Genomic DNA, 23344 nt, shown 5'->3' with positions numbered 1-23344 from the left:
GGCATACTGACACCTAACGGATTTTCAACGAAAGGCAAAACCGTGAACAAAACCTTATGTCTTGCCCTAGCCGCCCTACTGGGCTTAGCAGCCTGTTCAGCCGAACGGGTATCCCTGTTTCCTTCCTATAAACTCAAAGTCATACAAGGCAACCATCTTGATGCCCGTGCCGTCGCATCACTGCAACCCGGCATGAGCCGCGACCAAGTGCAGCTTATGCTCGGCACGCCGCTGCTGCGCGACCCGTTCCATGCAGACCGCTGGGATTACACTTACAACGTCGCCCGCAACGGCGTAGTGGAAGATATACGCACCCTGACCCTGCATTTCAGCAATAACCAACTGGTTAAAGCAGAAGGCAACGCCATCGAATACGCCATTCAGCAACTTCAAGCTGAAGAAGCGGCCGCCCAAAAAGCGCAACAACAGTAACAGGACTGCAACATGACCGCATTGAAAGTAGCCGTTGCCGGTGCAGACGGCCGCATGGGGCGCGTATTGATGGAAGCGATTGACCGCCATCCCGGCACCGTATTGAGCGGTGCGCTCGAGCACAGCGGTTCCGCCGCAATCGGTTTGGATGCCGGATACGCCGTCGGCCTCAACACCGGTATCGCCATCAGCAGCGATATTGATGCCGTGCTGAAGGCAAGCGACGTATTAATCGACTTCACCCGCCCTGAACCGAGCTTAGTTTACATTGAAAAGTGTGCGGCGGCAGGCGTAAAAATGATTATCGGCACCACCGGTTTCGACGAAGCGGGCAAAGCCGCTATTCAGACGGCCTCTGAAAAAACCGCCATTGTATTCGCTGCCAATTACAGCGTGGGCGTAAACCTCACCTTTCACATTCTCGATACGGTTTCTCGCGTGCTGAACGAAGGCTACGACATCGAAATCATCGAAGCCCACCACCGCCACAAAGTCGACGCTCCCAGCGGCACGGCCTTGCGTATGGGCGAAGTGATTGCCAACGCTCTCGGCCGCAACCTGAAAGAATGCGCCGTTTACGGTCGCGAAGGGCATACCGGCGCACGCGACCCGAATACCATCGGCTTTGCCACCGTGCGAGGCGGCGATATTGTCGGCGACCACACCGCCCTTTTCGCTACCGACGGCGAGCGTGTGGAAATCACCCACAAAGCCAGCAGCCGCATGACGTTTGCCGCCGGAGCGGTACGCGCCGCCGTATGGTTGCGCAACCATCCGCACGGTCTGTTCGACATGCAGGATGTACTGGGGCTGAAAAACCGATAATTGTTTGAATAAATCAATATGAAGGCCGTCTGAAATCTTTTCAGACGGCCTTCTCCAATTAAACAGACAATTCGTGCCACCAGAATATTAATCCGCAATCACATCAAAATTGTTGTCGGCAAACTTGGTATCCGGCACTTTCACAATCAACGGATCCACTTCCCCGATGGCTTTTTCATCTTTGCCCGGATAATCCAACGCATGCAGGAAATAACGGATGCAGTTCAAACGTGCACGTTTTTTATCGTCCGATTTAACGATTGTCCACGGCGCGTCGCCTGTGTGGGTGTGGAAGAACATCGCGTTTTTCGCATCGGTGTAATCGTCCCAACGATCAAGCGACTGAACATCGACGGGAGAAAGTTTCCAGTGTTTCAGCGGATCGTCGCGGCGGGAAATAAAGCGGCGCAACTGCTCTTCCCTGCTTACCGAAAACCAGAATTTAAACAGATGGATACCGCTGGAAACCAACATACGCTCGAATTCGGGCGTTTGGCGCATAAACAGTAGATATTCGTGCGGCTGGCAGAAGCCCATCACGCGCTCCACTCCCGCTCGGTTATACCACGAGCGGTCGAAAAACACCATTTCGCCCGCTGTCGGCAAGTTTTGGATATAACGCTGGAAATACCATTGGCCTCGTTCGGTTTCGGTCGGTTTCTCCAAAGCCACCACGCGCGCACCGCGCGGGTTCAAATGCTCCATATAACGCTTGATCGTACCGCCCTTGCCCGCCGCATCACGGCCTTCAAACAGGCTTACGATACGCTGACCGGACTCTTTTACCCAGCTTTGAACTTTCAACAACTCGATTTGCAGCTTTTTCTTTTCCCTCTCATAAACACTGCGGCTCATGCGCGTGCGGTAAGGATAACTTTCCGGCAAAGGAGCGGAGCTGGAATCTTCATTGGTAATGCGGCCTTTGTGTTCCAAAACTGCTTTTTCAAAAACCTTTAATTCTTCTTTTTTCTCCCCCAGATGAACTTGCTCGAACGGCTTTAACTGGTGATCGGTCATGCAGCGCTCCTTGTATGTCAATTGATTTGGAAATGTTTAATTCTTTAGAACTATTCTACTCCTATTTACATAAACAAACAAAAAACGCTACGGAAAATTACAGCACTTTTTGCCCTGCCGCCACATAGTCCGCGCACCGAAAAAGCCGTCGGCAGCCGCCCATTGCCGTTATAATAACGCCTTTTATCCACGCTACCCGCCATGCCCCATTTTGCGCTTTTAGACGACGCAGCCGCCAACCGCGCCCAACTTTACCAAATCCACACCGGCAGCCGTTTTTTCACCGCCGACGATATCGACGGACTGGATGCCGCCCTGCGCGAAGGCTGGCAGCAAGGTTGGCACGCCGTTTTGTTTGCCGACTACGAATTCGGCCTGCCGCTGCTCAACCTGCCCGCACAACCGCCCTCCCATCTCGCCCTGCATTGGTTTGAACGCTGCACCGAAACCGACCCCGAAGCATGGCTGGCGCAGCACGGCGGAGAAACGCAACCGGCGGGCATCGGCACACCCGCAAGCGACACCGCTGAGGCCGATTATCTGCAAGCCGTGCGCGATATTCAGGCGGCCATCGCCCGCGGCGACACCTACCAAATCAACTACACCACCCGCCTGCACCTTACCGCCTACGGCAACCCCATAAAACTTTACCGCCGCCTGCGCCAGCCCGTGCCTTACGCTGCCCTGAGCTGCCTGCCCGACCATCAGGGGCAAAGCCGCTGGACATTATGCTTTTCGCCCGAACTCTTCCTGAATATCGGTTCAGACGGCCTCATCACCACCGAACCCATGAAAGGCACTGCCCCCATCCTCAACGACGGGCAAGACGAGCAACGCGCGCGCGATTTGCAGGCCGACCCCAAAAACCGCGCCGAAAACATCATGATTGTCGATTTGCTACGCAACGACCTTGGCAAAATCGCCCAAACCGGCCGGGTGCGCGTGCCCGAACCTTTTAAAGTATCCCGCTTCGGCAGCGTGTGGCAGATGACCACCGCCATCGAAGCGCAAGCCAAACCGAACACCCGCGCCGCCGACATCATCCGCGCCGCCTTCCCCTGCGGCTCGATTACCGGCGCACCCAAACGCATGAGCATGCAGATTATCCGCGACATCGAAACCGCCCCGCGCGGCCTTTACACCGGCAGTATCGGCTTTCTCAACCCCTGCGACAGCGGTTTGGGATTCAGCGGCACCCTCAACGTCGTGATACGCACCTTGCAGCTTACTCCGCTTTCAGACGGCCTCTACCGCGGCGTGTACGGAGTAGGCTCCGGCATCGTCGCCGACAGCGTGCCTGCCGACGAATACACCGAATGCCGCTGGAAAGCCCGTTTCCTTACCGATCTCGCCCCCGAATTCGGCATCTTCGAAACCATGCGCGTGCAGCAAAAACAATGCCCGCTGCTGCTCCTGCACATAGGCCGTCTGAAACAATCCGCCGCCGCCCTGAACCTGCCGTTCCCCGATAGTATCGAACAGCAGATACACAGCTATCTCGCCCAACTGCCCGACCACGGCCTTTACCGCGTCAAAGCCGCCCTAAACCCTTCAGACGGCCTCAGTCTCAGCCATGCGCCGCTCAACGAATTGCCGCCCGAGCAAACGGTATGCCTGTCCGCAACTTCTTTGCCGCCGCAAAACTACCTGCGCCGCTTCAAAACCACCTGCCGCAGCATCTACGACCACGGCTGGCAGCAAGCCGAACGGCAAGGCGCGTTTGACAGCCTGTTTTTCAATTCAGACGGCCTCCTGCTCGAAGGCGGTCGCAGCAACGTCTTTATCCGCCTCGGCAACGAATGGCACACCCCCGCATTGGATTTGGACATCCTCAACGGCGTGATGCGCCAAGCCGTACTCGCCGACCCGAAAACCCATCTCGGTACCGACACCGTGCACCAAAGCCGCATCAACCGCGAAATGTTGATGCAGGCCGACGAAATCCGCCTAAGCAATGCCTTGCGCGGCGTGTTTCCGGTGAAAATTGAAAACGCATAGTCCTGTGTATTTTCAAATATCACACAAACATCAGGGCAAAAAAGCTGTGCCCACCCAATAAAACTAAGGCCGTCTGAAAAGTTTTTTCAGACGGCCTTTATTTCAGAATAAAAAATCGGAACCTTTTATTTTGAGGTTCCGATTTTGCAAATTAATAGTAATTATTTGACAATCTGACGGTTTGATGCGCCATAGGCTCCATTGTAGCCTTTATGCTCGCCTTCTTTAACATTGTAAACGCCACCTAAATCAGCACCGCCACCGCCGAAGAAACCACCCTTAGTTTCAATACCGTTTTTAGTACCGCTAAAGATATTGCCGTTGATGGTTCCACCAAACTGCAACGGAGAAGGGGCAGCTTTACCGGCAACACTCGGCGGGGTGATGGTTATATCAACTGTTTTTTTAGCAAAATCTACAATTGCATCAGTTTTGGCCCTGCTGTATTCGCCGTCTTTACCGTAAACCGCATTACCACTGTAGGAATATTTTGCCGAAGGCAGCCATGCACTCGGATTACCTTGTACAAACAGATGTGATTTGCCGTCAACGGTATAAACGCCGTAACGGACATCTTGGAAGTTTCCGGCACGTTCATCTCCGGTACTGCCGACCAAACCTTTACCTTCCGCTTTATAGCCACCATTAGGGAAATCACGTTCAGCCAAGGGGCGCATACCGATTTGATTCAATTTGTCCCTTGCTCCAGCCAATAAAAGGATTTTAGTTCCGTTGAGCACGAGTTCGTTGAATGCTTCGGTCTTTGGAGGAAGCTGGCCGGTTACTGTACCGCTGGCATTGTCGATGCTCAATAAGATACCGTTCACAGATTTACTGTCCATAAAACCCGCTTTTTTAGAATTATTGGCAGCAAAGCCTTTTGCCAAAGCCTCTGCAAACAAACCGCCTTTTTCCGGTTGAGGTTTCGGATTATTGTTGGCTTGATTTTTAGCATCTTCTTCAGCCTTTTTACGATCGGCTTCCTGTTTAGCTAACTCTTCGGCTTTTTTACGTTCAGCTTCCTGTTTGGCCAACTCTTCGGCTTTTTTGCGTTCGGCTTCCTGTTTGGCCAACTCTTCGGCTTTTTTACGTTCAGCTTCCTGTTTGGCCAACTCTTCGGCTTTTTTGCGTTCGGCTTCCTGTTTGGCCAACTCTTCGGCTTTTTTGCGTTCGGCTTCCTGTTTGGCCAACTCTTCGGCTTTTTTACGCTCGGCTTCCTGTTTGGCCAACTCTTCGGCTTTTTTACGTTCGGCTTCTTGTTTGGCTAACTCTTCGGCTTTTTTGCGCTCAGCCTCTGCTTTAGCCTGTTCTTCGGTTTTTTTACGTTCGGCTTCCTCTTTCTCCTCTTTTTGATTTTGTGCCTGATTTTGATTATTTTGGGGTGTAGATAAAGAAGCCGGTGCAGAACCGCCCCCTGAAGAACATGCATTTAAAACAATAGCGCATGTAACCGCTAAAACTGCTTGCAATGATAATTTTTTCACTGAGCTACTCTTTCTAGTTAAGAAACTTAAAAAAAATGTGTGTAAAAAAAGATAAATTAACCGAAACCATTAAAAACAAATTTACGATCTGCTTTATCCATTTAAAATACAATAATTAATAACATTATTAGTATTTCTTTAATTTTATCAAAAAATAATAATAATTATCAATCCTTATTATAAATTTTCAAATATCATCACAAATACTTTAAATTTAAATCCGCATATATCTTTTTTCCTCTGCCATACGACGCTTACCAATCAGAAGGCCCCCAAACACTAAGCCATAAATTCAAGTTGCTTGGTCTCCGACGAAGTAACGAAGCCTGCATCTTAAACCTCCCCTTCCAAAGCCTCTGAAAAATAACCGTTTTACTTGGCTCTAGGCCGTCTGAAACATGATATAGTGCACGCGCTTTATCATTTTCAGACGGCCTGTTTCATTATGGACACACCTACGCTTTACCTCATCCTCACCGCCCTTGCCGCCGCCTTTTTCGGCATCCTTATCACTTGGCTGGTTTTGCGCAACAAACATCAGGCCGAGCAAAACCGCTTGAACGGCCAGCTTGCCGAGCGCACCCAGCAATACCAATTCGCAGCCCGCGAGCAGGCCGAGGCGGAAAACGCGCTTGATGCCCTGCAACAGCAGTTTCAGACGGCCCAAACCGCTCTTGCCGCCGCCGAAACGCGCAGCAGCCAGATCGAGCCGCTGCAAAACGAGCTGGCGCAAAGCCGCCGCCACGCGCAGGATTTGCAGGCCGAAATGCAGGAAATCCACAGCCGCTTTGCCGCCGCCAAACAGCACATCGAAGGCTTGCAGGCGCGCGAGGGCGAATTAGGCCGTCTGAAAGAAGAATATGCCGGTTTGCAGCAAACCGTGGCCGATTTGAACGTGCGCAACGAACGCCTGCACACCCAAATCGAGCAGGAACGCCTTGCCTCGGAAGAAAAACTCGCCCTGCTGGCCGAAGCGCGCCAAAGCTTAACCGACCAATTCCAAAATCTCGCCAACAACATTCTCGAAGAAAAAACCAAACGTTTTACCGAACACAACACCGAAAACATCAACCGTCTGCTCACTCCGCTTAACGAGCGCATGGGCAAATTCAGCGAGCTGGTGCAAAGCACTTACGAAAAAGAAGCCAAAGAACGGCTCACGCTTGAAAACGAACTCAAACGCCTGCAAACCCTCAACACCCAGCTTCACACCGATGCCAAAGCCCTCACCGACGCACTCACCGGCGTGCAAAACAAAACGCAGGGCAACTGGGGCGAAATGATTCTGGAAACCGTGCTGGAAAATTCCGGCTTGGTGAAAGGGCGCGAATATATTGTTCAGGCGGCCTCCGTGCGCCACGAAGAAGACGGCAGCACCCGCCGCCTGCAACCCGACGTGCTGGTCAACCTGCCCGACAACAAGCAAATCATCATCGACAGCAAAGTATCGCTCACCGCCTATGTGCGCTACACGCAGGCGCAAACGCCCGAAGAAGCCGAACGCGCACTCGCCGCCCATGCCGCCAGCGTCCGCAACCACATCAAGAGCCTGTCGCTCAAGCAATACAGCCATATCGAAGGCGTGAACACGCTTGATTTCGTGTTTATGTTCATCCCCGTCGAACCCGCCTACCTGTTGGCCTTGCAGCACGACGACAACCTGTTTCAAGAGTGCTTCGACAAACGCATCATGCCCGTCGGCCCCAGCACCTTGCTGGCGACGCTGCGCACGGTGGCGAATATTTGGCGCAACGAGCAGCAAAACCAAAACGCCATCGCCATCGCCGAAGAAGGCGGCAAGCTCTACGACAAATTCGTCGGCTTCGTCACCACGCTGGAGAGCGTCGGCAAAAACATCGAGCAGGCGCAAAGCCAATACCAAGCCGCGTTCAAACAGCTTTCCGAAGGCCGAGGCAATCTGGTGAACCGCGCCGAAAAACTGCGCAAACTGGGCGTAAAAGCCTCGAAACAGCTTGAAAAAAGTTTGGCGGAACGTGCACAGGAACCGGAACGGCAGCTGGTTGCCCCTGATGAAAACGGCAGCGAAGTAGAAACGGATTGATCCTCCCCGTACTGATCCCGCAACAAAGAGGCCGTCTGAAAACGAGCTTTGCGAGTTTCGCTAAAACGAGCTTTGCGCGTTCCGCTAAAAGATTTTCAAACGGCCGCTGCACATCTTCCTCATTTTGCGGGACAGCCGAATGAAACCCGGCATAAACTCAAAATAACGTATCATTCGGCCATAATCCGCCGCTTTTCGATTTGACTTATATTAAACAGGCACTAAACAGACAAAAAACCTCCACATTATCTGCATCTTTTGGTTTATCCTAAACAAAATTTCATACTCAAAGGAATCGGTCCATGAATTTTCATAGCGACATCATCATTGTTGGTGCAGGCCCTGCCGGATTAAGCTTTGCCGCGGCACTGGCAAACAGCGGGCTAAACGTAACAATAATTGAGAAAAGCTCTTCGGAATCACTGCAAAACCCTGCCTACGACGGCCGCGAAATCGCCCTTACCCATCCGTCGAAAGCCATCATGCAACAGCTCGGCATGTGGCAGCTTATTCCCGAAAACGAAATCTACCCGCTGCGTGATGCCAAAGTATTGAACGGGCAGTCTTCCTACCAACTGCACTTCCCGCAACCCACCGAGGCCCGCGGCAAGCCCGCCGACTGCTTGGGCTATCTGGTTTCCAACCACAACATCCGCAAGGCTGCTTATGATGTGGTTTGCAACTTGGATAATGTTTCGATTGAGTGCGGCAGCGGTGTGAAAGAAGTCCGAACCGGCCCCGAAAAAGCCGAAGTAGTGTTGGAAAACGGCGAAACCCTAACCGCCCGCCTGCTGGTTGCCGCCGACAGCCGCTTTTCGCAAACACGCCGTCAGCTCGGTATCGCTTCCGATATGCACGATTACAGCCGAACCATGTTCGTCTGCCGCATGAAGCACACCCTTTCCAATCAGCATACCGCTTACGAATGCTTCCACTACGGCCGCACCATCGCCCTGCTGCCGCTGGAAGAGCACTTAACCAACACCGTGCTCACGGTAGACAGCGACCAAGCGGCAAGCATTCAAAACCTCAGTCCGGAAGAACTCGCCGCCAGCGTTAAAAAACAACTGGGCGGCCGCTTGGGGGATATGGAGCTGGCCAGCACCATCCACTCCTACCCGTTGGTCGGCATGCACGCCCAACGTTTTTACGGTACGCGCAGCGCGTTAATCGGCGATGCCGCCGTAGGCATGCATCCCGTTACCGCCCACGGCTTCAACCTCGGCCTTTCCAGTGCCGATATTTTGTCCAAGCTGGTGCTCAATGCCGCCAAACAAGGCAAAGACATCGGAGCCGCGTCGCTGCTTTCGCAATACGATAGCAAACATATGCTCCAGTCGCGCCCGCTCTATCACGGCACCAATATGCTGCTGAAGCTGTTTACCAACGAAACCCCGCCCGCCAAACTGCTGCGCGGCTTGGTTCTGCGCGTGAGTAACAACCTGCCGCCGCTTAAAAAACTGATTACCCACCAGCTAACCGGCTGATAACAGGGGAAAGGTTTCAAAAAGGCCGTCTGAAAAGAAGTTTTCAGACGGCCTTTTTACTTATCCTGCCTACCCGTGCCAAAAATAACGCACGATATGGAAAAACACCGGCGCGGCGAAACAGACCGAACCCGCCCGATCCAACATACCGCCGTGGCCCTGAATCATATTGCTCCAATCTTTCACACCGTAATCGCGTTTGATGGCCGACATTACCAAACCGCCGAAAAAGCCCATCAAACAAATCACCAGCCCGATCAAAGCCGCCTGAACTGGCGAAAACGGCGTAATCGGCGACATCAACACCGCCACCAGCACGGCAGAGGCAATGGCGCCCACCGTGCCGGCTACTAAGAGTTTGATGAAAGTGGTTTTAAACGCGGGCTTCATGGTTTTCAGACGGCCTCTACTCCTTCACGGCCAAACTCACGGTAAAGATACCGTCTTCATCAATCCATTGGTGGATTTTCTTAAAGCCCGCCAGCTCCACCAGCTGATCCATTTCCTGCTGGCTGCGGCGGCGCATTACCCAATTGGGGCTGCCTTCTTTGTGGCTGGTCAGCACACGGGCAATCATTTCAAGTTGCGGATGCCACGGCTGGCAGGTGTAGATAAGGCAGCCGCCGTATTCAAGTGCATCGCGGAAGCCTTTGAGCGAACGCATAATCAAGTCGTTATCGGGGAAAAGCTCGTGCAGGCCGGAAACGATACCGAGCGTGGGGCGCGGGTTGAGGTTTTGGTAGTTGGCGCGGTTATAGGCATTAACCTCTTCAAAAATAACAATGTTTTGCAGCTTACGTTCGGCAATCAGCTTGCGCCCCGCTTCTACGTTTACAGAGCTGTAATCGCGCAGGCGCACGCTGTCGGGCAAGCTTTCGGCAGTAAGCGCATCAAGCACATAGCGGCCGCGACCTGAAGCGATGTCCAACACATGCAAGGGTTTGCCGTGTTCACGCAATCGGGCAAAGGCCGTCTGAATGGCTTTACCGATGTTTTCTTTACGTTGGCGGATACCGCGCCAGCCGATGGCATTCAGATAATATTTATCGACTGCTTCGCCGAATTTATTGGTACCTTGCGGTTGGTTGCGGTACACATAATCAAGGGTGCTGCCGGAATCAAAGCCGGTTTCTTTGCCGATTCTCAAGCCTTCGCTCCAGTTGGCACCGAGTCCGACCAACCAGCGCAGAGCCGCCCAATATGCGCCGTGCAAGGTAAACGGCGACAACGGCGTGGCCAGTTCGTCGGCCTCGCGGCGGCTGTCGCTGTGAATATGGGCGCAGGTAACGTCTACGGTTTCCAGTGCTTCGGCGAAGCGTTCGCGGATAAAACGACGCACTTCCACAAACGCCAATTCGCGGTTCTCTTCGCCAAGAGTATCGTGATAAAAGCCGCTGAAAATATGGCGTTCTTTAATGTGGCTGCCGAGGTGGTTGTAGAAATCGTGCTGCGGTTTGTGATGCACCACCCAATCGCTGCCGGACACCAACAGCTGTATCGGCGTAGTAATGGCTTGGGCATCGGCCACCACGCGCTCGGCGGCATCATACAGGCCCAAAAGAGTACGCACGGAAATGGCACGTGCAATCAGCGGGTCATTGTCGTAGCTCCGCTGCCGCTCTCGATCATGGGTCAGGTAGTGCGACTTAACATAGCTGTTCACAAAAAAGTTGCCGCGCCATTTCTTCATCAGTTTCAGGCCGATACGGGCAAACGGCACATAAAGTTTAACCTTGAATGCGGGCGAGGCCAGCACGGCGCAGCGGATTTTGGGCGCATAATCATGCAACCATGCCGACACCAGCACCGCGCCTACGCTTTGGGCGATCACGCCGATGTTTTCAGGTTTGATGCCGTATTCGCACCTGATGTGCCGGATAAAACTTTGGATGTCGGCAACCGATGTGCCGAAGCCGGGGCTGTCTCCGCACTCGCCGGGGCTGTGGCCGTGGCCGCGTGCATCCCACGCGAAATAGGCGAAGTCGTCTAAACCCAGCTCGTCGGCCACAAACATCATGCGGCCCGAGTGCTCGTGCCCGCAGTGGAATAAAACGATGGCCTTATCGCCGCTGCCGTTCTCAGCCGGGCGGTAACGGTAAAACAGCTCCGTGCCGTCGGAAGCTGTAAACGTTTTTTGCAGTTCTTGCATGATATTTCCTTAATCGGAAGGGATAAAACAAACGGCTTGCATCCTTACACATACACATTAAGGAAAAGAGGCCGTCTGAACCATTACGGGACGGTTTTCATACGCTTGTCGGGTCGGGCAAGCAGACAGACCGCCGGTGCCGTCAGCGCGCCCAGCGTATCTGCCGACATATCTTTCCGGATATCTCAAATGTCGCCTTGCGAACCTAAAAACCCGATACCTGCCCCCCGCCTTCCAGCACGGCATACTGCTCCTCGATGATTTCATAAGCCGCCGCCACGCCCATAATGAAAAACAGCGAAAAGAAAAACGCCAGCTTCATGCTGCACATGCGGCGGCGTATCGGCATACACGCATAACGCTGCCCCCGGCAGGCAGCACCGAAACCGCACGGCTAAACAGCGTTACCTGATTGGCGGCAACACCGCGCACATACAGGCTCCGCACCAACGGGCGCAGCAGGTTTTGAAAAACTTGGGCTTGAGGGCATAATTGCCCATAAGCGGATACCCGTATCGCTAAAGAGGCCGTCTGAAAAAACTTAACCGTATCTTATCAGTTTCAAAACAAAGGCATCCCAATTCCACCCCAGCGGTATATTTATATGACTGCGGGGCAATTCCCTTTTCTCTCGGTAGAAAACAACGCGGTTCTTTCCGCCCGAACCGTTCGCCGCTCCGTGATGCGGCAGGACAGCGGGCTTACGCTCTAAAAAACAAAAAAGTGCCGGATATTGCTATCCGGCACTTTTGTTATCGGCATTTAAACCAATTCAGATTACCATTCAAAGTTCACGCCTACGTTGTAAGATGCGCTACCGCCTTTTTTGGTATTGAACGCCGCACCCGCTTTAGTAGCGAAGTGTTCGTTGAAGCGGAAACCGGTACCCACGGCAACGGCAGTTTCAGAACGGTAGCCGCCAACGGCTGCGGAAACGTTCAGTTTGCCTACGTTGTAAGGTTGGAACAATCCGCCCAATGCAGCTTGGGAAGCCAAACCGCGGCGCACTTCTTTATCTAAATCGTTAACCTTCTTATCCAGCTGTTGGATTTTGGCGGCATTTTGTGCGGTTCTCGCTTCAACGCTTTCCAAACGTTTCGGATCTAAACTGCTGCTTTGAGTAAGACGGTTAATGGCGGCAAGGTTGGCGGCAATAGCGGCTTTGTTGGCTTCGGTAGCCTGTTTGTTTGCAGCGATACCAGTCTTGTTGGTTTCGATATTTTCGGCGTTGAGCTTGGCAGCATTGGTATTGCTATCGATAACCTTCTTGTTGGTTTCGATAGCCTGTTTGTTGGCTGCGATGTCGGCCTTGTTGGTTTCGGTAGCCTGCTTGTTGGCTGCGATACCTGCTTTGTTGGTTTCGATATCCTCAGTGTTTAGCTTGATAGCATTGGTATTGCCATTGATAACAATAGAATTGCTCTTGATGGCATTCTTGTTGGTTTCGGTAGCCTGTTTGTTGGCTGCGATACCTGCTTTGTTGGTTTCGATATCCTCGGTGTTGAGCTTGATAGCATTGGTATTGCCATTGATAACAATATTATTGCTCTTGATGGCATCGGCATTGTTGCTGATTTGTTTCACTTTTTCAGGATCCACACCTTTACCGAGAGAAATGCGCTCAATGGCATCTTTGTTGGCTTTGATTTGTTTATCTTGCTCAGTTGCACCCGCTTGCAGCTGATTCAACCGTTGAGTATGATTTCTAACCTGATCTTCCTGTTTTGACAAACCGTCTCTAAGCGAATCAATGTTAATTTGATTACCGTTAATATTTTTTTGTGCTGCGCTCAAATCTGCGTTGATTTTATTGATGGCATTTTGCTGTGCTTCACGCTGTTGTCTACCTTCTCTTTCACGCTGTTCAAGAGTTTTAACAGCACCATGATTTAAACCTGATAATGCAGCCAAACCTCCAATAGTACCTTGATTTTTTTTGATATCTTGTGCATTTTGCTCAACTTTCTTCGCCAAATCTGCATTATTCTGCGCTTGAGCTTGGCCGGCAAACACAGTCAGTACTGCCGCTGCGGTCAATGAAAGTAAAGTATTGAATGATTGTTTTTTCATTTTGAGATTTCCTTCATGTTTGAGTAAAAAAAACAGTATCAGGCAGGTTTGCCCGCCCAGTGAAAAATACTTCAGAGCACCAGATTACTGTAGACAATGTCTCCCGGCATTACTCCCTGCCCACGTTTTCTGGAATGACGTAATAATACAAAGAAAACTTACAGAAAATTTACCCCTAAACAGGAACTTTTTCACAACCCATTAACTTTTAAACGTTTTTTTTTGACTACATAATGCAACACAATTAAAAAGCATATTTGTTTCAAATATTTATTTTTAGAGCCTTAACTTTACCAACCATACCGGACGAATAAAGGCCGTCTGAAAAGCAAATGCCGGGGATGACATTTACTTTCCAGACGGCCTTGCCCGCCGAAGCTGTGTTTGCTGCGAAACGGTTTAGCAAAATGCAGGTGTTTTTTAAACCCGTGCCCTCTTCCGTTTCAGACGGCCCGGGTGCTTTTGCTGTACAATTAGGCGATTCTTTCCACGCGGTTCGAAATCCTCCCGCGATACCAAAACTAGGAACCCAAATGCAAAACGAAAAAGCTCTGGTCGTCTTTTCAGGCGGCCAAGATTCCACTACCTGCCTGATTCAGGCGGTTCAAACCTACGGCCGCGAAAATGTGCAGGCCATCACGTTTCAATACGGGCAACGCCACGCCATCGAGCTGGAACGCGCCCGTTGGATTGCCGAAGATTTAGACATCGCGCAAACCGTGCTTGATTTAAGCCTGATGCAGCAAATCACCCACAACGCTTTAATGGACGGCACAGCAGAAATTCAGACGGCCTCAAACGGTGTGCCGAATACTTTTGTCGACGGCCGCAATGCGCTGTTTCTGCTCTACGCCGCCATTTACGCCAAAAGCCGAAACATCAAGCACATCATCGTGGGTGTATGCGAAACCGACTTTTCGGGCTATCCTGACTGCCGCGACGTATTCGTGAAATCGATGAACGTAACGCTCAATCTGGCGATGGACTACGCCTTTCAAATCCACACGCCGCTGATGTATCTCACCAAAGCGCAAACATGGGCGTTGGCCGACCGCTTGGGCTGCCTCGACTACATCCGCCAACACACCCACACCTGCTATCACGGCGTGGAAGGCGGCTGCGGCGAATGCCCAAGCTGCGTGCTGCGCGAACGCGGGCTGGCGGAATATCTCGCTTCACGTTAACCGCCTTATCTTTCCAAAACAAAAAAGGCCGTCTGAAACGGGTTTTAGCAAAACCCGTTTCAGACGGCCTGAACCCCAAACCAAACCCACCATGAAAATCACCAAAATCTTCACATTCGATTCGTCGCACATGCTCGACGGACACGACGGCAAATGCCAAAACCTGCACGGCCACACCTATAAGCTCGAAGTCACGGTTTCAGACGGCCTCATTCAAGGCGGTGCAAAAGACGGCATGGTGATGGACTTCTCCGACCTCAAAACCATCGTCAAACGCACCATTATCGAGCCGTTCGACCACGCCTTTATCTACAACGGCAACAACCCGCGCGAAAGCCAAATCGCCGCCCTGCTCGAAAGCTGGAACATGAAAACCCTGCGGCTCGGTTTCCGCACCACCGCCGAAAACATGACGGTGGAAATATTCGGCCGTCTGAAAAACGCCGGCCTGCCCGTAAACCTGATCCGCTTGTGGGAAACGCCCACGTCTTGCGCGGAATACGAAGGGGAATAACGCCATGACCAAAATCCGCCCCGAAAACCCGCAATACCGCATCGTTGAAATTTTTGAAAGCCTGCAAGGGGAAGGCTACAACACCGGTATGCCCGCAGTGTTCATCCGCCTCGGCAAATGCAACCTCGCCTGCTCATGGTGCGACACCGATTACCTCACATTCAACATGATGAGTTTGCAGGATATTTTAGGCCGTCTGAAGAACCATACAGCCCGCAATATCATTATCACCGGCGGCGAACCCACCATTCAGCCGCACGTCGATATTCTGCTCGATGCACTGAAAACCGAAGGCTACACGCTCTGCATCGAAACCAACGGCCTCAACCCTGCGCCGCCACAGATTGATTTTGTCGCCACCAGCCCCAAAGCCTGCTATGCCGAAAAATACGAAAAGCAGTGCATCGCAACCGCCGACGAAGTACGCATCGTGGCCGACGGCGACGTACTGGCGTTTTGCGAACGTATGGAGCACAAAATCCGTGCCAAGCATTACTATCTCTCGCCCTGCGAGCAAAACGGCGAAATGAACATTTACGATACCATCCGCCAAATCGGTCTGCTCAACAGCCGCCCCAATGCTCCCGTGCATTGGCAATTGAGCGTGCAAACGCATAAATGGGCGGGAATCGAATAGCCGCCATCAAAAAAAGGCCGTCTGAAACGGGCTTTGCGGGTTTCGCTAAAATTTTTCAGACGGCCTCTTGTTTCGTTTGTCAAACGGGAAGGTTATACACTAAAATCCACAACTCATTTATTTTTTAATGAATTGCCGAGAGAAAACGAAATGTCTGATATTCAACAACATCGCACTAATTTATCCCGCGTGTATCAAAACGCCGTTGCACCTGCAGTCGGCTTGGGAGAATGGATTGTTACGCTAATTGTACTCATGATTCCGCTGGTAAACATTATTATGTTATTGGTATGGGCGTTCAGTAGCGGCACCAATCCGAGCAAAGCGAATTTCTGCAAAGCACAATTATTGTTTATGTTGGTTTCGATCGTGATTGCAGCGGTTCTGGTTTTCGGAATGGGGGTTGGCGCGGCTTCAATGCAGCAGTAGGTTCTACAATTTGGCAAAAAGGCCGTCTGAAAAAATATTTTCAGACGGCCTCTTCATTTCTGCTTCAGGTTAAAAGCCATCATAAGCGCGTTACGCTCAACACGCCTTTGACTTCGGCCAAGCTCGCCAGCACCCGCGGTAGGTCGTTTACCTGACGCACTTCAAGCGTAAACCGCATACTGGCTTCCAAATCGCGCGATTGGGTTTGCACGGCGGTTACGTTGAGCTTGTGGCGGGCAAGGGTATCGGATACGTCGCGCAACAGGCCACTACGGTCTTGGGCACGGATTTCGATATCGACGGCAAATACCTGTCCTTCCTGCTCCCCCGCCCAACTTGCGGTAAGTACTTTATCGGGCGAATGCTCGGCAAGATGCCGAAACGACGGGCAGTTACTGCGGTGTATCGAAATGCCGCGCTCGCGGGTAACAAAACCGACGATGTCGTCGGGCGGAGCCGGCTTGCAACACTTTGCCAACGTCGTCAGCAAACCGTCTTCGCCGTCGACCAACACGCCTCCGTGCCCGCCTTTTTTGATTTTAGACTGTTTGACGATGGTGGTTTCGCTCAACGGCTCCGGAGGCGGTTCCACCAATGTGCCGCAGGCTTTCTGGATGGCTCGCGGGGAAATTTCGCCCTGCCCTACGGCAGTGTATAAATCGTCGATTTTTTTGAAGCCGAGTTTTTCCGCCAGATCCTGCAAATTGGGTTTGTTCGATACTTTTACCAACTGTTTGTCGAGCTGGTTGCGGCCGTTTTCACGCACGGCATCGGCGTTTTGCTGGCGGATAAACGCACGGATTTTGCCGATGGCCTTATTGCTTTTCACCCAACCTTCGTACAGCCAGTTTACCGACGGTTTTCCTTCTTTGGCGGTAATGATTTCGACGCGCTGGCCGTTTTCGAGCGGGGTGGAAAGCGGCACAATCTGGCCTTCCACTTTGGCACCGCGGCAGCGGTCGCCGATGCTGCTGTGAAGTGCGTAGGCAAAATCAATCGGTGTTGCCCCCGCCGGTAGCGACAATACTTTACCATGCGGGGTCAGCACATAAATGGTGTCGTTAAACAGCTCGGTGCGGAAGGCGGATGCCAAGTCTTCGCGGTCGTTGTCAGCCATGTTTTCGCGCCAGTCGAGCAGTTGCCGCAACCAAGCGATTTTCTGCTCGTAGGCACTGTCGCCTTTGCCGCCTTCTTTATAACGCCAGTGGGCGGCCACGCCAAATTCGTTGAACTGGTGCATCTCGAACGTGCGGATCTGCACTTCCACGCCTTTGTCTTCCGGCCCGACAATCACGGTATGCAGGCTCTTATAGCCGTTGCCTTTGGGCTGGGCGATATAGTCGTCAAACTCGCCCGGCACGGGTTGCCACAGGCTGTGGACGATACCGAGCGTGGTATAGCACTCCGGCACGGTATCCACCAGAATCCGCACGGCGCGGATGTCGTAAAGCCCTTCGAAATCAAGCTTTTTCTTAACCATTTTTTTGTAAATGGAATAGATATGCTTGGGGCGGCCGGCCACGTCGTAGTGGATGCCGTATTTGTCCAGCTCGGTTCGCAAGGTTTGCAGGAAATCTTCGATATATTCCAACCGTTCGGTGCGTTTTTCATCAAGCAAACGGGCGATTTCGCGGTATTTTTCGGGATTTTGATGGCGAAAACCCAAATCTTCGAGCTGCCATTTGAGCTGCCACACGCCCAAGCGGTTGGCCAACGGTGCAAAAATATCCAGCGTTTCTTTGGCCAAAGCACGCTTTTCTTCGCTGTCGGGCAGCGTGCCGATAAAGTGCATAGTGCGGGTACGTAAGGCGAGCTTAATCAACACCACGCGGATATCGGACACCATCGCCAACAGCATTTTGCGCATACTCTCGGCTTGCTGGGCACGCTCTTCGGGAGTGTTGAGGTTGTTCACGCGGGCAAACTGCGTGAGCTTCTGCACTTCGTCGATACCTTTTACCAGATTGCACACAGTGGCGTTGCATTGTCCGGTTACCAATTCCTGCCAGTTGCCGCAATAAGAAGAAATATCGGCCAAAACGGTGGCGGCTACGGCATCGGGAAGCAAATCCATGTCGGCCACCAATTGGGCGGCTCCCATAAGATTGCCGAGCAAAGGCTCGCCGTAAGGCGTAAATGCATCAAAAGGATAATACTGCTCGGCAAGTTTGCGGGCGTTCAGCAATAATTGGGCATCGTTTGCGGGAAGTTTGGCAACATACCCGTCAAACCACCGGCGGTAGTTGTCCAAATCAGGAGTGATGCTGCTGGGGACTTGTCTGATATTAGCCATTGTTTTGCCCGACGGATTTTTTATGGAAAGGCTATTGTAGCAGGTTGAGCCGGCTGTTTGATATAACTGGAAAATCGAATCGTTTAAGGGGTTGCACCTTATATTGCGTTACCGCTCCGGAGCCTTGTTCGCCGTAATACTCTGCTACCGAATCTGCAAGCCGTGCTTTACCCGTTTTGCAAAGATTATCTGCCGTTGAAAAGTCTTTTCAGACGGCCTTTTAACAAAATGAACCAGAAACAGTTTATATCGCTACACATAATTTTAAAAAGCTATGTTTTTTAGACTATTGTGCGTTAAGTTAAATTAGAATATATTAAGACTGTGCTTCCGGCACAACACCCATCCAGAAGAAAAAAAGGTATCAGCATGGCACAAATTACTTTAGATAAAACCGATCTTAAAATTTTACAAGTCTTACAGGAAAATGGCCGCCTGACCAATGTGGAGCTTTCGGAACGCGTGGCTCTGTCGCCTTCCCCCTGTTTGCGCCGACTCAAACAGTTGGAAGACGCAGGTATCATCCGAAAATATGCAGCTTTGCTTTCTCCTGTATCCGTGCAACTCGGCTTGCAGGCATTTATCCGCGTTTCCATCGATAAGGCCAGTGAAGCACGTGATAATTTTTCGACCGCAGTACAAAGCTGGCCCGAAGTGTTGAGCTGCTTCGCACTCACCGGTGAAACCGATTATTTACTGCACACATTCTTCACCGATATGAATGCGTTTTCGCACTTTGTGCTTGACACTTTGCTTTCGCATCCGGGCGTTGAAGATGCCAAATCAAGTTTTGTATTGAAAGAAATCAAAAGTACAACTGCTTTGCCGCTCAGTCATTTGCAGCAGCAAGATTGACGGCAGCACTTGGCTGAAAGAAAAACAGGCCGTCTGAAAGTTTAAACCGGCTTTCAGACGGCCTGTTTCTTTTATTACCGAAAAGCTTTATTATTAGAAATTATTCTTGATATAAGTAAATATATACACTCAATGTCAGTCTCCGACGAAACCGTTATCGACCATACCCGCCAATGGCTGGAAAAAGCCGTTATCGGTTTGAACTTCTGCCCGTTTGCCAAAGCGCCATACGTAAAAAACCGTGTGCGTATCGCAGTAAGCCATGCCAAGCATTTGGATGGTTTCTTGGAAGACCTCGACCGTGAGTTGCAATTACTCTCCGCCGCTTCTGAAAATGAAATCGAAACCTCTTTGTTGGTTCATCCCTCTTTATTCGGTGATTTTTTCATTTTTAACGATATGCTGGATATTGCCGATGAAGCGGTTGCAGAAAACGGTTTGGAAGGTGTGATTCAGATTGCACCATTCCACCCCGATTTTCAGTTTGAGGGTACCGACGCAAACGACATCAGTAATTACACCAACCGTTCCCCCTACCCCACCCTGCATCTCATCCGTGAAAGCAGCATCAGCAGAGCGGCCGAATCGTTTCCCGATGCGGAGACCATTTTCGGGCGGAACATTAAACTTTTAGAAGAAATGGGGCAACAAGGCTGGGATGATTTAAATATTCCGCGTTGTCCCGTTCATAAAAAATAATTAGGGAAAACTATGGTCTTACGTTCTGTATTCTGGCTCTTTGGCGCACTTGCGCTGCTCTTGGGAATTATCGGCATCTTCCTGCCTGTGTTGCCGACTACGCCTTTTGTTATTTTAGCGGCCGCATGCTGGGCCAAAGCGTCGCCCCGCTTCCATCGTTGGCTACACCAGCACCACTTCTTCGGCCCCATGGTTAGAGACTGGGAAGAACGGCGTGCCGTTCCCAAAAGAGCCAAGCTGTTCGCCTTTTCAATGATGACTGCCTCTTGTACTTTTCTATGGTGGCAATTTCCCGAACGCTGGTGGGTAGCCGCCGTTTCATCGATATTCTGCTTCTGCGTCGCCGTATGGATGTGGCGGCTTCCGCATGCCTGAGTCAAAAAAATCATTTTTTCTTTAAACGTCAGATACGGGTTATCCGCACCGCACGGACATGCGGGTGTAGGCACCCGCATGTCCTGATCGGTTCATAAATTTCAATACCGTACTCTAATTTTTCGGAAAATTGCCGTCTGAAACCTTATTCCTCCTTTTCTGACAGACCTTTAAATATTTAACGCAATTTCCTGTTTTTAGAAGGAAAGTCTCTCTCAAGCCACCTGAATTGTGTAAAAAGCATTAACAAAAACCCGTGAAAACTGGAACCAGCATTGTTTTTCTTTTACAATTTGCCACATTACCGCTTTTCAAAGCTGTTTCCCAAAGTAAATCTGGACTTTAATTTTTAAAGTTATGCACACGGCAAGAAAATTGCTCATGCATCTTGCCGAAAAAAGTGCTGCAAGCGTTTCAAACAGACTTACTGCATACCGAAATTCAGCCGTATCTGTTTTCAGACGGCCTGAATGTGTTATCAAAATAAAAAAGGAAAGCTGATGCGTTTTCAATCCGCCCTTCTACCCTTGCTACTGATGCCGTTGGCAGCTCAAGCTGCCGATTTTGACGGTGCCAGTTTGAGCGTGCTTTGGGGTATTCCCTTTCTTCTCATTTTGTTATCCATCGCTACCGGACCATTGTTCATGCCGCGCTTTTGGCACCACCATTTCGGCAAAATCACGGCTTTTTGGACTATCGTTTTCTTAATTCCTTTCGTTGCCGTTTTCGGTTTGAATGCCGGCATACAAACCGTGGCACATGCTTTGGTTGAAGAATACATACCGTTCATCCTGTTATTATTGGCTCTCTATACGATTTCAGGCGGCATCTTGGTATGGGGTAATCTGCATGGCAGTGCGCGCTTGAATACAACCATTCTGGCCATCGGCACGGTTTTGGCATCTATTATGGGCACAACCGGTGCTGCAATGCTGCTTATCCGCCCGCTGCTGAAAGCCAACGACAACCGCAAACACCGCGTGCATGTGGTTGTTTTCTTTATTTTCCTGGTTGCCAACATCGGTGGCGGCTTAACACCGCTCGGCGATCCTCCGCTTTTCTTGGGTTTCTTAAAAGGGGTCGACTTTATGTGGACGGTACAACATATGCTTGTACCGGTCTTACTAAGTTCTGCCATCCTGCTCACCATATTCTATTTTCTCGACCGCCATTTCTTTTCGCTTGAAGATGAGATAGAAGCACCGGATCCTACCCCCGACAGCAAACTGCAAATTTTCGGCAAATGGAATTTCCTGCTGCTGGCCGGCGTAGTAAGCTCGGTATTGATGTCCGGTCTATGGAAACCCGACCATCCGGGCTTCGAAATTTTCGGCAGCCACTACCTACTGCAAAACTTGGTACGTGATTTAATCTTACTTGCTTTAGCCGTCATTTCACTGGTTATCACCCCCAAACAGGTTCGCTCCGGTAATGAATTCAACTGGGATCCGATTTTAGAAGTCGGCAAATTGTTTCTCGGCATTTTCATCACCATTGCTCCGGTGCTGGCTATTTTAAAAGCCGGAGAAGCAGGTGCATTTAGCCCGCTAATCGCTTTGGTACATGATGATTCAGGCAATCCTGTCAACACTATGTATTTCTGGATGACAGGTATTTTATCTGCTTTCTTAGATAATGCACCGACTTATCTTGTATTCTTCAATATGGCTGGCGGTGATGCCCAGGCATTGATGGCGGGCCCACTATTCCATACCCTGCTTGCCATCTCAATGGGTTCTGTATTTATGGGGGCGCTGAGCTATATCGGTAACGCACCAAACTTTATGGTGAAAGCAATTGCAGAACAACGCAAAGTGAAAATGCCGAGCTTCTTCGGATATATGGCTTGGTCCTTCGGTATCCTTGTTCCATTATTTATCATACATACCTTTATTTTCTTTGTTTGGCAGCTCTTATAAGCTCCCAGATAAAAGAAGGCCGTCTGAAATGTTTCGTTTCAGACGGCCTTCTTTTATTAAGTATCGCTTTTTCCCCCTACTACCATAACCATACCGGCGATGGTGGCGTTTCAACGCCCCATTCAGGAGGGTAATCCACTCCTGTCAAATATAATCCGTCAGGCATAAACGTCGGAGGAGCTTTCAAACGGCTTCGTTCCTCAATTAAATCTGCAAATCCTTGCACACTCAAACGCCCGTTTCCAACATATACCAACGCCCCCATAATATTACGTACCATATGGTGCAAAAATGCGTTGCCATGCAAATCCAAAGCCATCAATTCAGGCTTACCGCTTAATGCTACGCTATACATCGTTTTAACAGGAGACTTTGCTTGGCATTCGGAAGCACGAAAGCTAGAAAAATCATGTGTTCCTACTAAAAAAGCAACAGCTTTTTGCATAGCCTCCATGTCTAACGGGGTATGTATCCACCCAACCCGTCCTACCAATAAAGGAGAGCGTACGGATGATGACTGCAACACATAACGGTAACGTCGGCCAAAAGCATCAAAACGGGCATGAAAACGGCTATTTACCCGTTGTGCTTTCCATACGGCAACCCCCTCAGGCAGATGAGCGTTTACCCCTCTTATCCATGCCTGCTCCGAGCGGTCTGCCGTAGTATCAAAATGTACCACCTGTGCCGTTGCATGTACTCCTGTATCGGTTCGTCCGGCAACAACAACATGAATCTGTTCACCAGCAATCCTGCTTAACGCATCTTCTAAGGCCGATTGCACAGTAGGAATATTTCCCGCCTGTTTTTGCCAACCGTAAAAACGGCCGCCATCATAGGACAGTATTAAGACCCAGCGCTGGGCAAGGTTTTCATTTTCTTTTTCAATTTCAGACATTTTTAGATTCATGAAAA

General features: G+C 50.8%; 20 protein-coding genes and 2 pseudogenes. 13 read left to right on the top strand and 9 right to left on the bottom strand.

Annotated elements, in window-relative coordinates; translation table 11 throughout:
- The first annotated feature begins 42 nt into the window (after window positions 1–42).
- Complete coding sequence (locus EL216_RS09420) at window positions 43–432, top strand: outer membrane protein assembly factor BamE (RefSeq protein ID WP_085391069.1); 390 nt, start codon at window positions 43–45, stop codon at window positions 430–432.
- A 12-nt stretch (window positions 433–444) separates the two neighbouring features.
- On the top strand, window positions 445–1257 hold the full coding sequence (gene dapB, locus EL216_RS09415; RefSeq protein WP_085391070.1) for a 4-hydroxy-tetrahydrodipicolinate reductase: 813 nt from the start codon (window positions 445–447) through the stop codon (window positions 1255–1257).
- Window positions 1258–1344: 87 nt separating this feature from the next.
- Here dapB and ppk2 read toward each other — a convergent pair whose 3' ends face one another.
- A complete protein-coding gene (gene ppk2, locus EL216_RS09410) occupies window positions 1345–2274 on the bottom strand; it encodes a polyphosphate kinase 2 (protein WP_085391071.1) in 930 nt (309 codons plus the stop codon).
- A gap of 201 nt (window positions 2275–2475) precedes the next feature.
- Here ppk2 and EL216_RS09405 point away from each other — a divergent pair, with 201 nt between their 5' ends.
- A complete protein-coding gene (locus EL216_RS09405) occupies window positions 2476–4272 on the top strand; it encodes a bifunctional chorismate-binding protein/class IV aminotransferase (protein ID WP_085391072.1) in 1797 nt (598 codons plus the stop codon).
- 161 nt (window positions 4273–4433) lie between these two features.
- Here EL216_RS09405 and EL216_RS09400 read toward each other — a convergent pair whose 3' ends face one another.
- Window positions 4434–5756 (bottom strand): transferrin-binding protein-like solute binding protein, encoded by a 1323-nt coding sequence (locus EL216_RS09400; protein ID WP_085391073.1) that lies wholly within the window; start codon window positions 5754–5756, stop codon window positions 4434–4436.
- 445 nt (window positions 5757–6201) lie between these two features.
- Between EL216_RS09400 and rmuC the strand changes: the two genes are divergently transcribed.
- Together rmuC and ubiM are read left to right on the top strand one after the other, a co-directional pair.
- Window positions 6202–7818, top strand: coding sequence for a DNA recombination protein RmuC (gene rmuC / locus EL216_RS09395; RefSeq protein WP_085391074.1), 1617 nt, complete (start codon window positions 6202–6204; stop codon window positions 7816–7818).
- A gap of 302 nt (window positions 7819–8120) precedes the next feature.
- Complete coding sequence (ubiM, locus tag EL216_RS09390) at window positions 8121–9305, top strand: 5-demethoxyubiquinol-8 5-hydroxylase UbiM (RefSeq protein ID WP_085391075.1); 1185 nt, start codon at window positions 8121–8123, stop codon at window positions 9303–9305.
- A gap of 69 nt (window positions 9306–9374) precedes the next feature.
- On the opposite strand, the pseudogene EL216_RS09385 reads toward ubiM, so the two are convergent.
- From EL216_RS09385 to EL216_RS09365, 5 genes and pseudogenes are all read right to left on the bottom strand, one after another.
- Window positions 9375–9656 (bottom strand): annotated as a pseudogene (locus EL216_RS09385) (phosphatidate cytidylyltransferase); the annotation flags it as partial.
- Between the two features lie 55 nt (window positions 9657–9711).
- Window positions 9712–11454 (bottom strand): bifunctional alpha/beta hydrolase/class I SAM-dependent methyltransferase, encoded by a 1743-nt coding sequence (locus EL216_RS09380; RefSeq protein WP_085391076.1) that lies wholly within the window; start codon window positions 11452–11454, stop codon window positions 9712–9714.
- A 205-nt stretch (window positions 11455–11659) separates the two neighbouring features.
- Window positions 11660–11803, bottom strand: coding sequence for a DUF2238 domain-containing protein (locus EL216_RS11485; protein WP_282956168.1), 144 nt, complete (start codon window positions 11801–11803; stop codon window positions 11660–11662).
- A gap of 29 nt (window positions 11804–11832) precedes the next feature.
- Window positions 11833–11954 (bottom strand): annotated as a pseudogene (locus tag EL216_RS11480) (CDP-alcohol phosphatidyltransferase family protein); the annotation flags it as partial.
- A 277-nt stretch (window positions 11955–12231) separates the two neighbouring features.
- On the bottom strand, window positions 12232–13524 hold the full coding sequence (locus EL216_RS09365) for a YadA C-terminal domain-containing protein (RefSeq protein WP_085391077.1): 1293 nt from the start codon (window positions 13522–13524) through the stop codon (window positions 12232–12234).
- Window positions 13525–14057: 533 nt separating this feature from the next.
- Between EL216_RS09365 and queC the strand changes: the two genes are divergently transcribed.
- The 4 genes from queC (at window position 14058) to EL216_RS09345 (ending at window position 16288) form a co-directional block, all read left to right on the top strand.
- Window positions 14058–14708 (top strand): 7-cyano-7-deazaguanine synthase QueC, encoded by a 651-nt coding sequence (gene queC, locus EL216_RS09360; RefSeq protein WP_085391094.1) that lies wholly within the window; start codon window positions 14058–14060, stop codon window positions 14706–14708.
- A gap of 91 nt (window positions 14709–14799) precedes the next feature.
- Window positions 14800–15222: a 6-carboxytetrahydropterin synthase QueD gene (gene queD, locus EL216_RS09355; protein ID WP_085391078.1), complete on the top strand. Its 423-nt coding sequence runs from the start codon at window positions 14800–14802 to the stop codon at window positions 15220–15222.
- A 4-nt stretch (window positions 15223–15226) separates the two neighbouring features.
- The gene (locus EL216_RS09350) at window positions 15227–15859 is read left to right on the top strand and encodes a 7-carboxy-7-deazaguanine synthase QueE (RefSeq protein ID WP_085391079.1); all 633 of its coding nucleotides are present in this window, start codon (window positions 15227–15229) and stop codon (window positions 15857–15859) included.
- Window positions 15860–16009: 150 nt separating this feature from the next.
- Window positions 16010–16288, top strand: coding sequence for a hypothetical protein (locus EL216_RS09345; protein ID WP_085391080.1), 279 nt, complete (start codon window positions 16010–16012; stop codon window positions 16286–16288).
- A gap of 79 nt (window positions 16289–16367) precedes the next feature.
- Here EL216_RS09345 and EL216_RS09340 read toward each other — a convergent pair whose 3' ends face one another.
- Window positions 16368–18581: a RelA/SpoT family protein gene (locus tag EL216_RS09340; protein WP_085391081.1), complete on the bottom strand. Its 2214-nt coding sequence runs from the start codon at window positions 18579–18581 to the stop codon at window positions 16368–16370.
- A gap of 369 nt (window positions 18582–18950) precedes the next feature.
- Here EL216_RS09340 and EL216_RS09335 point away from each other — a divergent pair, with 369 nt between their 5' ends.
- The 4 genes from EL216_RS09335 to EL216_RS09320 all read left to right on the top strand — a co-directional run bounded on the left by EL216_RS09335 (window position 18951) and on the right by EL216_RS09320 (window position 22429).
- Window positions 18951–19436, top strand: coding sequence for an Lrp/AsnC family transcriptional regulator (locus tag EL216_RS09335; RefSeq protein ID WP_085391082.1), 486 nt, complete (start codon window positions 18951–18953; stop codon window positions 19434–19436).
- A 132-nt stretch (window positions 19437–19568) separates the two neighbouring features.
- The gene (locus tag EL216_RS09330) at window positions 19569–20135 is read left to right on the top strand and encodes a DUF1415 domain-containing protein (RefSeq protein ID WP_085391083.1); all 567 of its coding nucleotides are present in this window, start codon (window positions 19569–19571) and stop codon (window positions 20133–20135) included.
- A 12-nt stretch (window positions 20136–20147) separates the two neighbouring features.
- A complete protein-coding gene (locus EL216_RS09325) occupies window positions 20148–20510 on the top strand; it encodes a YbaN family protein (protein WP_085391084.1) in 363 nt (120 codons plus the stop codon).
- Between the two features lie 500 nt (window positions 20511–21010).
- Window positions 21011–22429: a sodium:proton antiporter gene (locus EL216_RS09320; RefSeq protein ID WP_085391085.1), complete on the top strand. Its 1419-nt coding sequence runs from the start codon at window positions 21011–21013 to the stop codon at window positions 22427–22429.
- 79 nt (window positions 22430–22508) lie between these two features.
- Here the strand turns inward: EL216_RS09320 and truA are convergent, their stop codons facing one another.
- On the bottom strand, window positions 22509–23327 hold the full coding sequence (gene truA / locus EL216_RS09315) for a tRNA pseudouridine(38-40) synthase TruA (protein ID WP_085391095.1): 819 nt from the start codon (window positions 23325–23327) through the stop codon (window positions 22509–22511).
- Window positions 23328–23344: the final 17 nt, after the last annotated feature.

This window comes from Neisseria animaloris (assembly GCF_900637855.1).
Taxonomy (GTDB): Bacteria; Pseudomonadota; Gammaproteobacteria; order Burkholderiales; family Neisseriaceae; genus Neisseria; species Neisseria animaloris.
The sequence above is the reverse complement of the archived record's forward strand: the minus strand, read 5'-3'. Positions and strand labels throughout refer to the sequence as shown.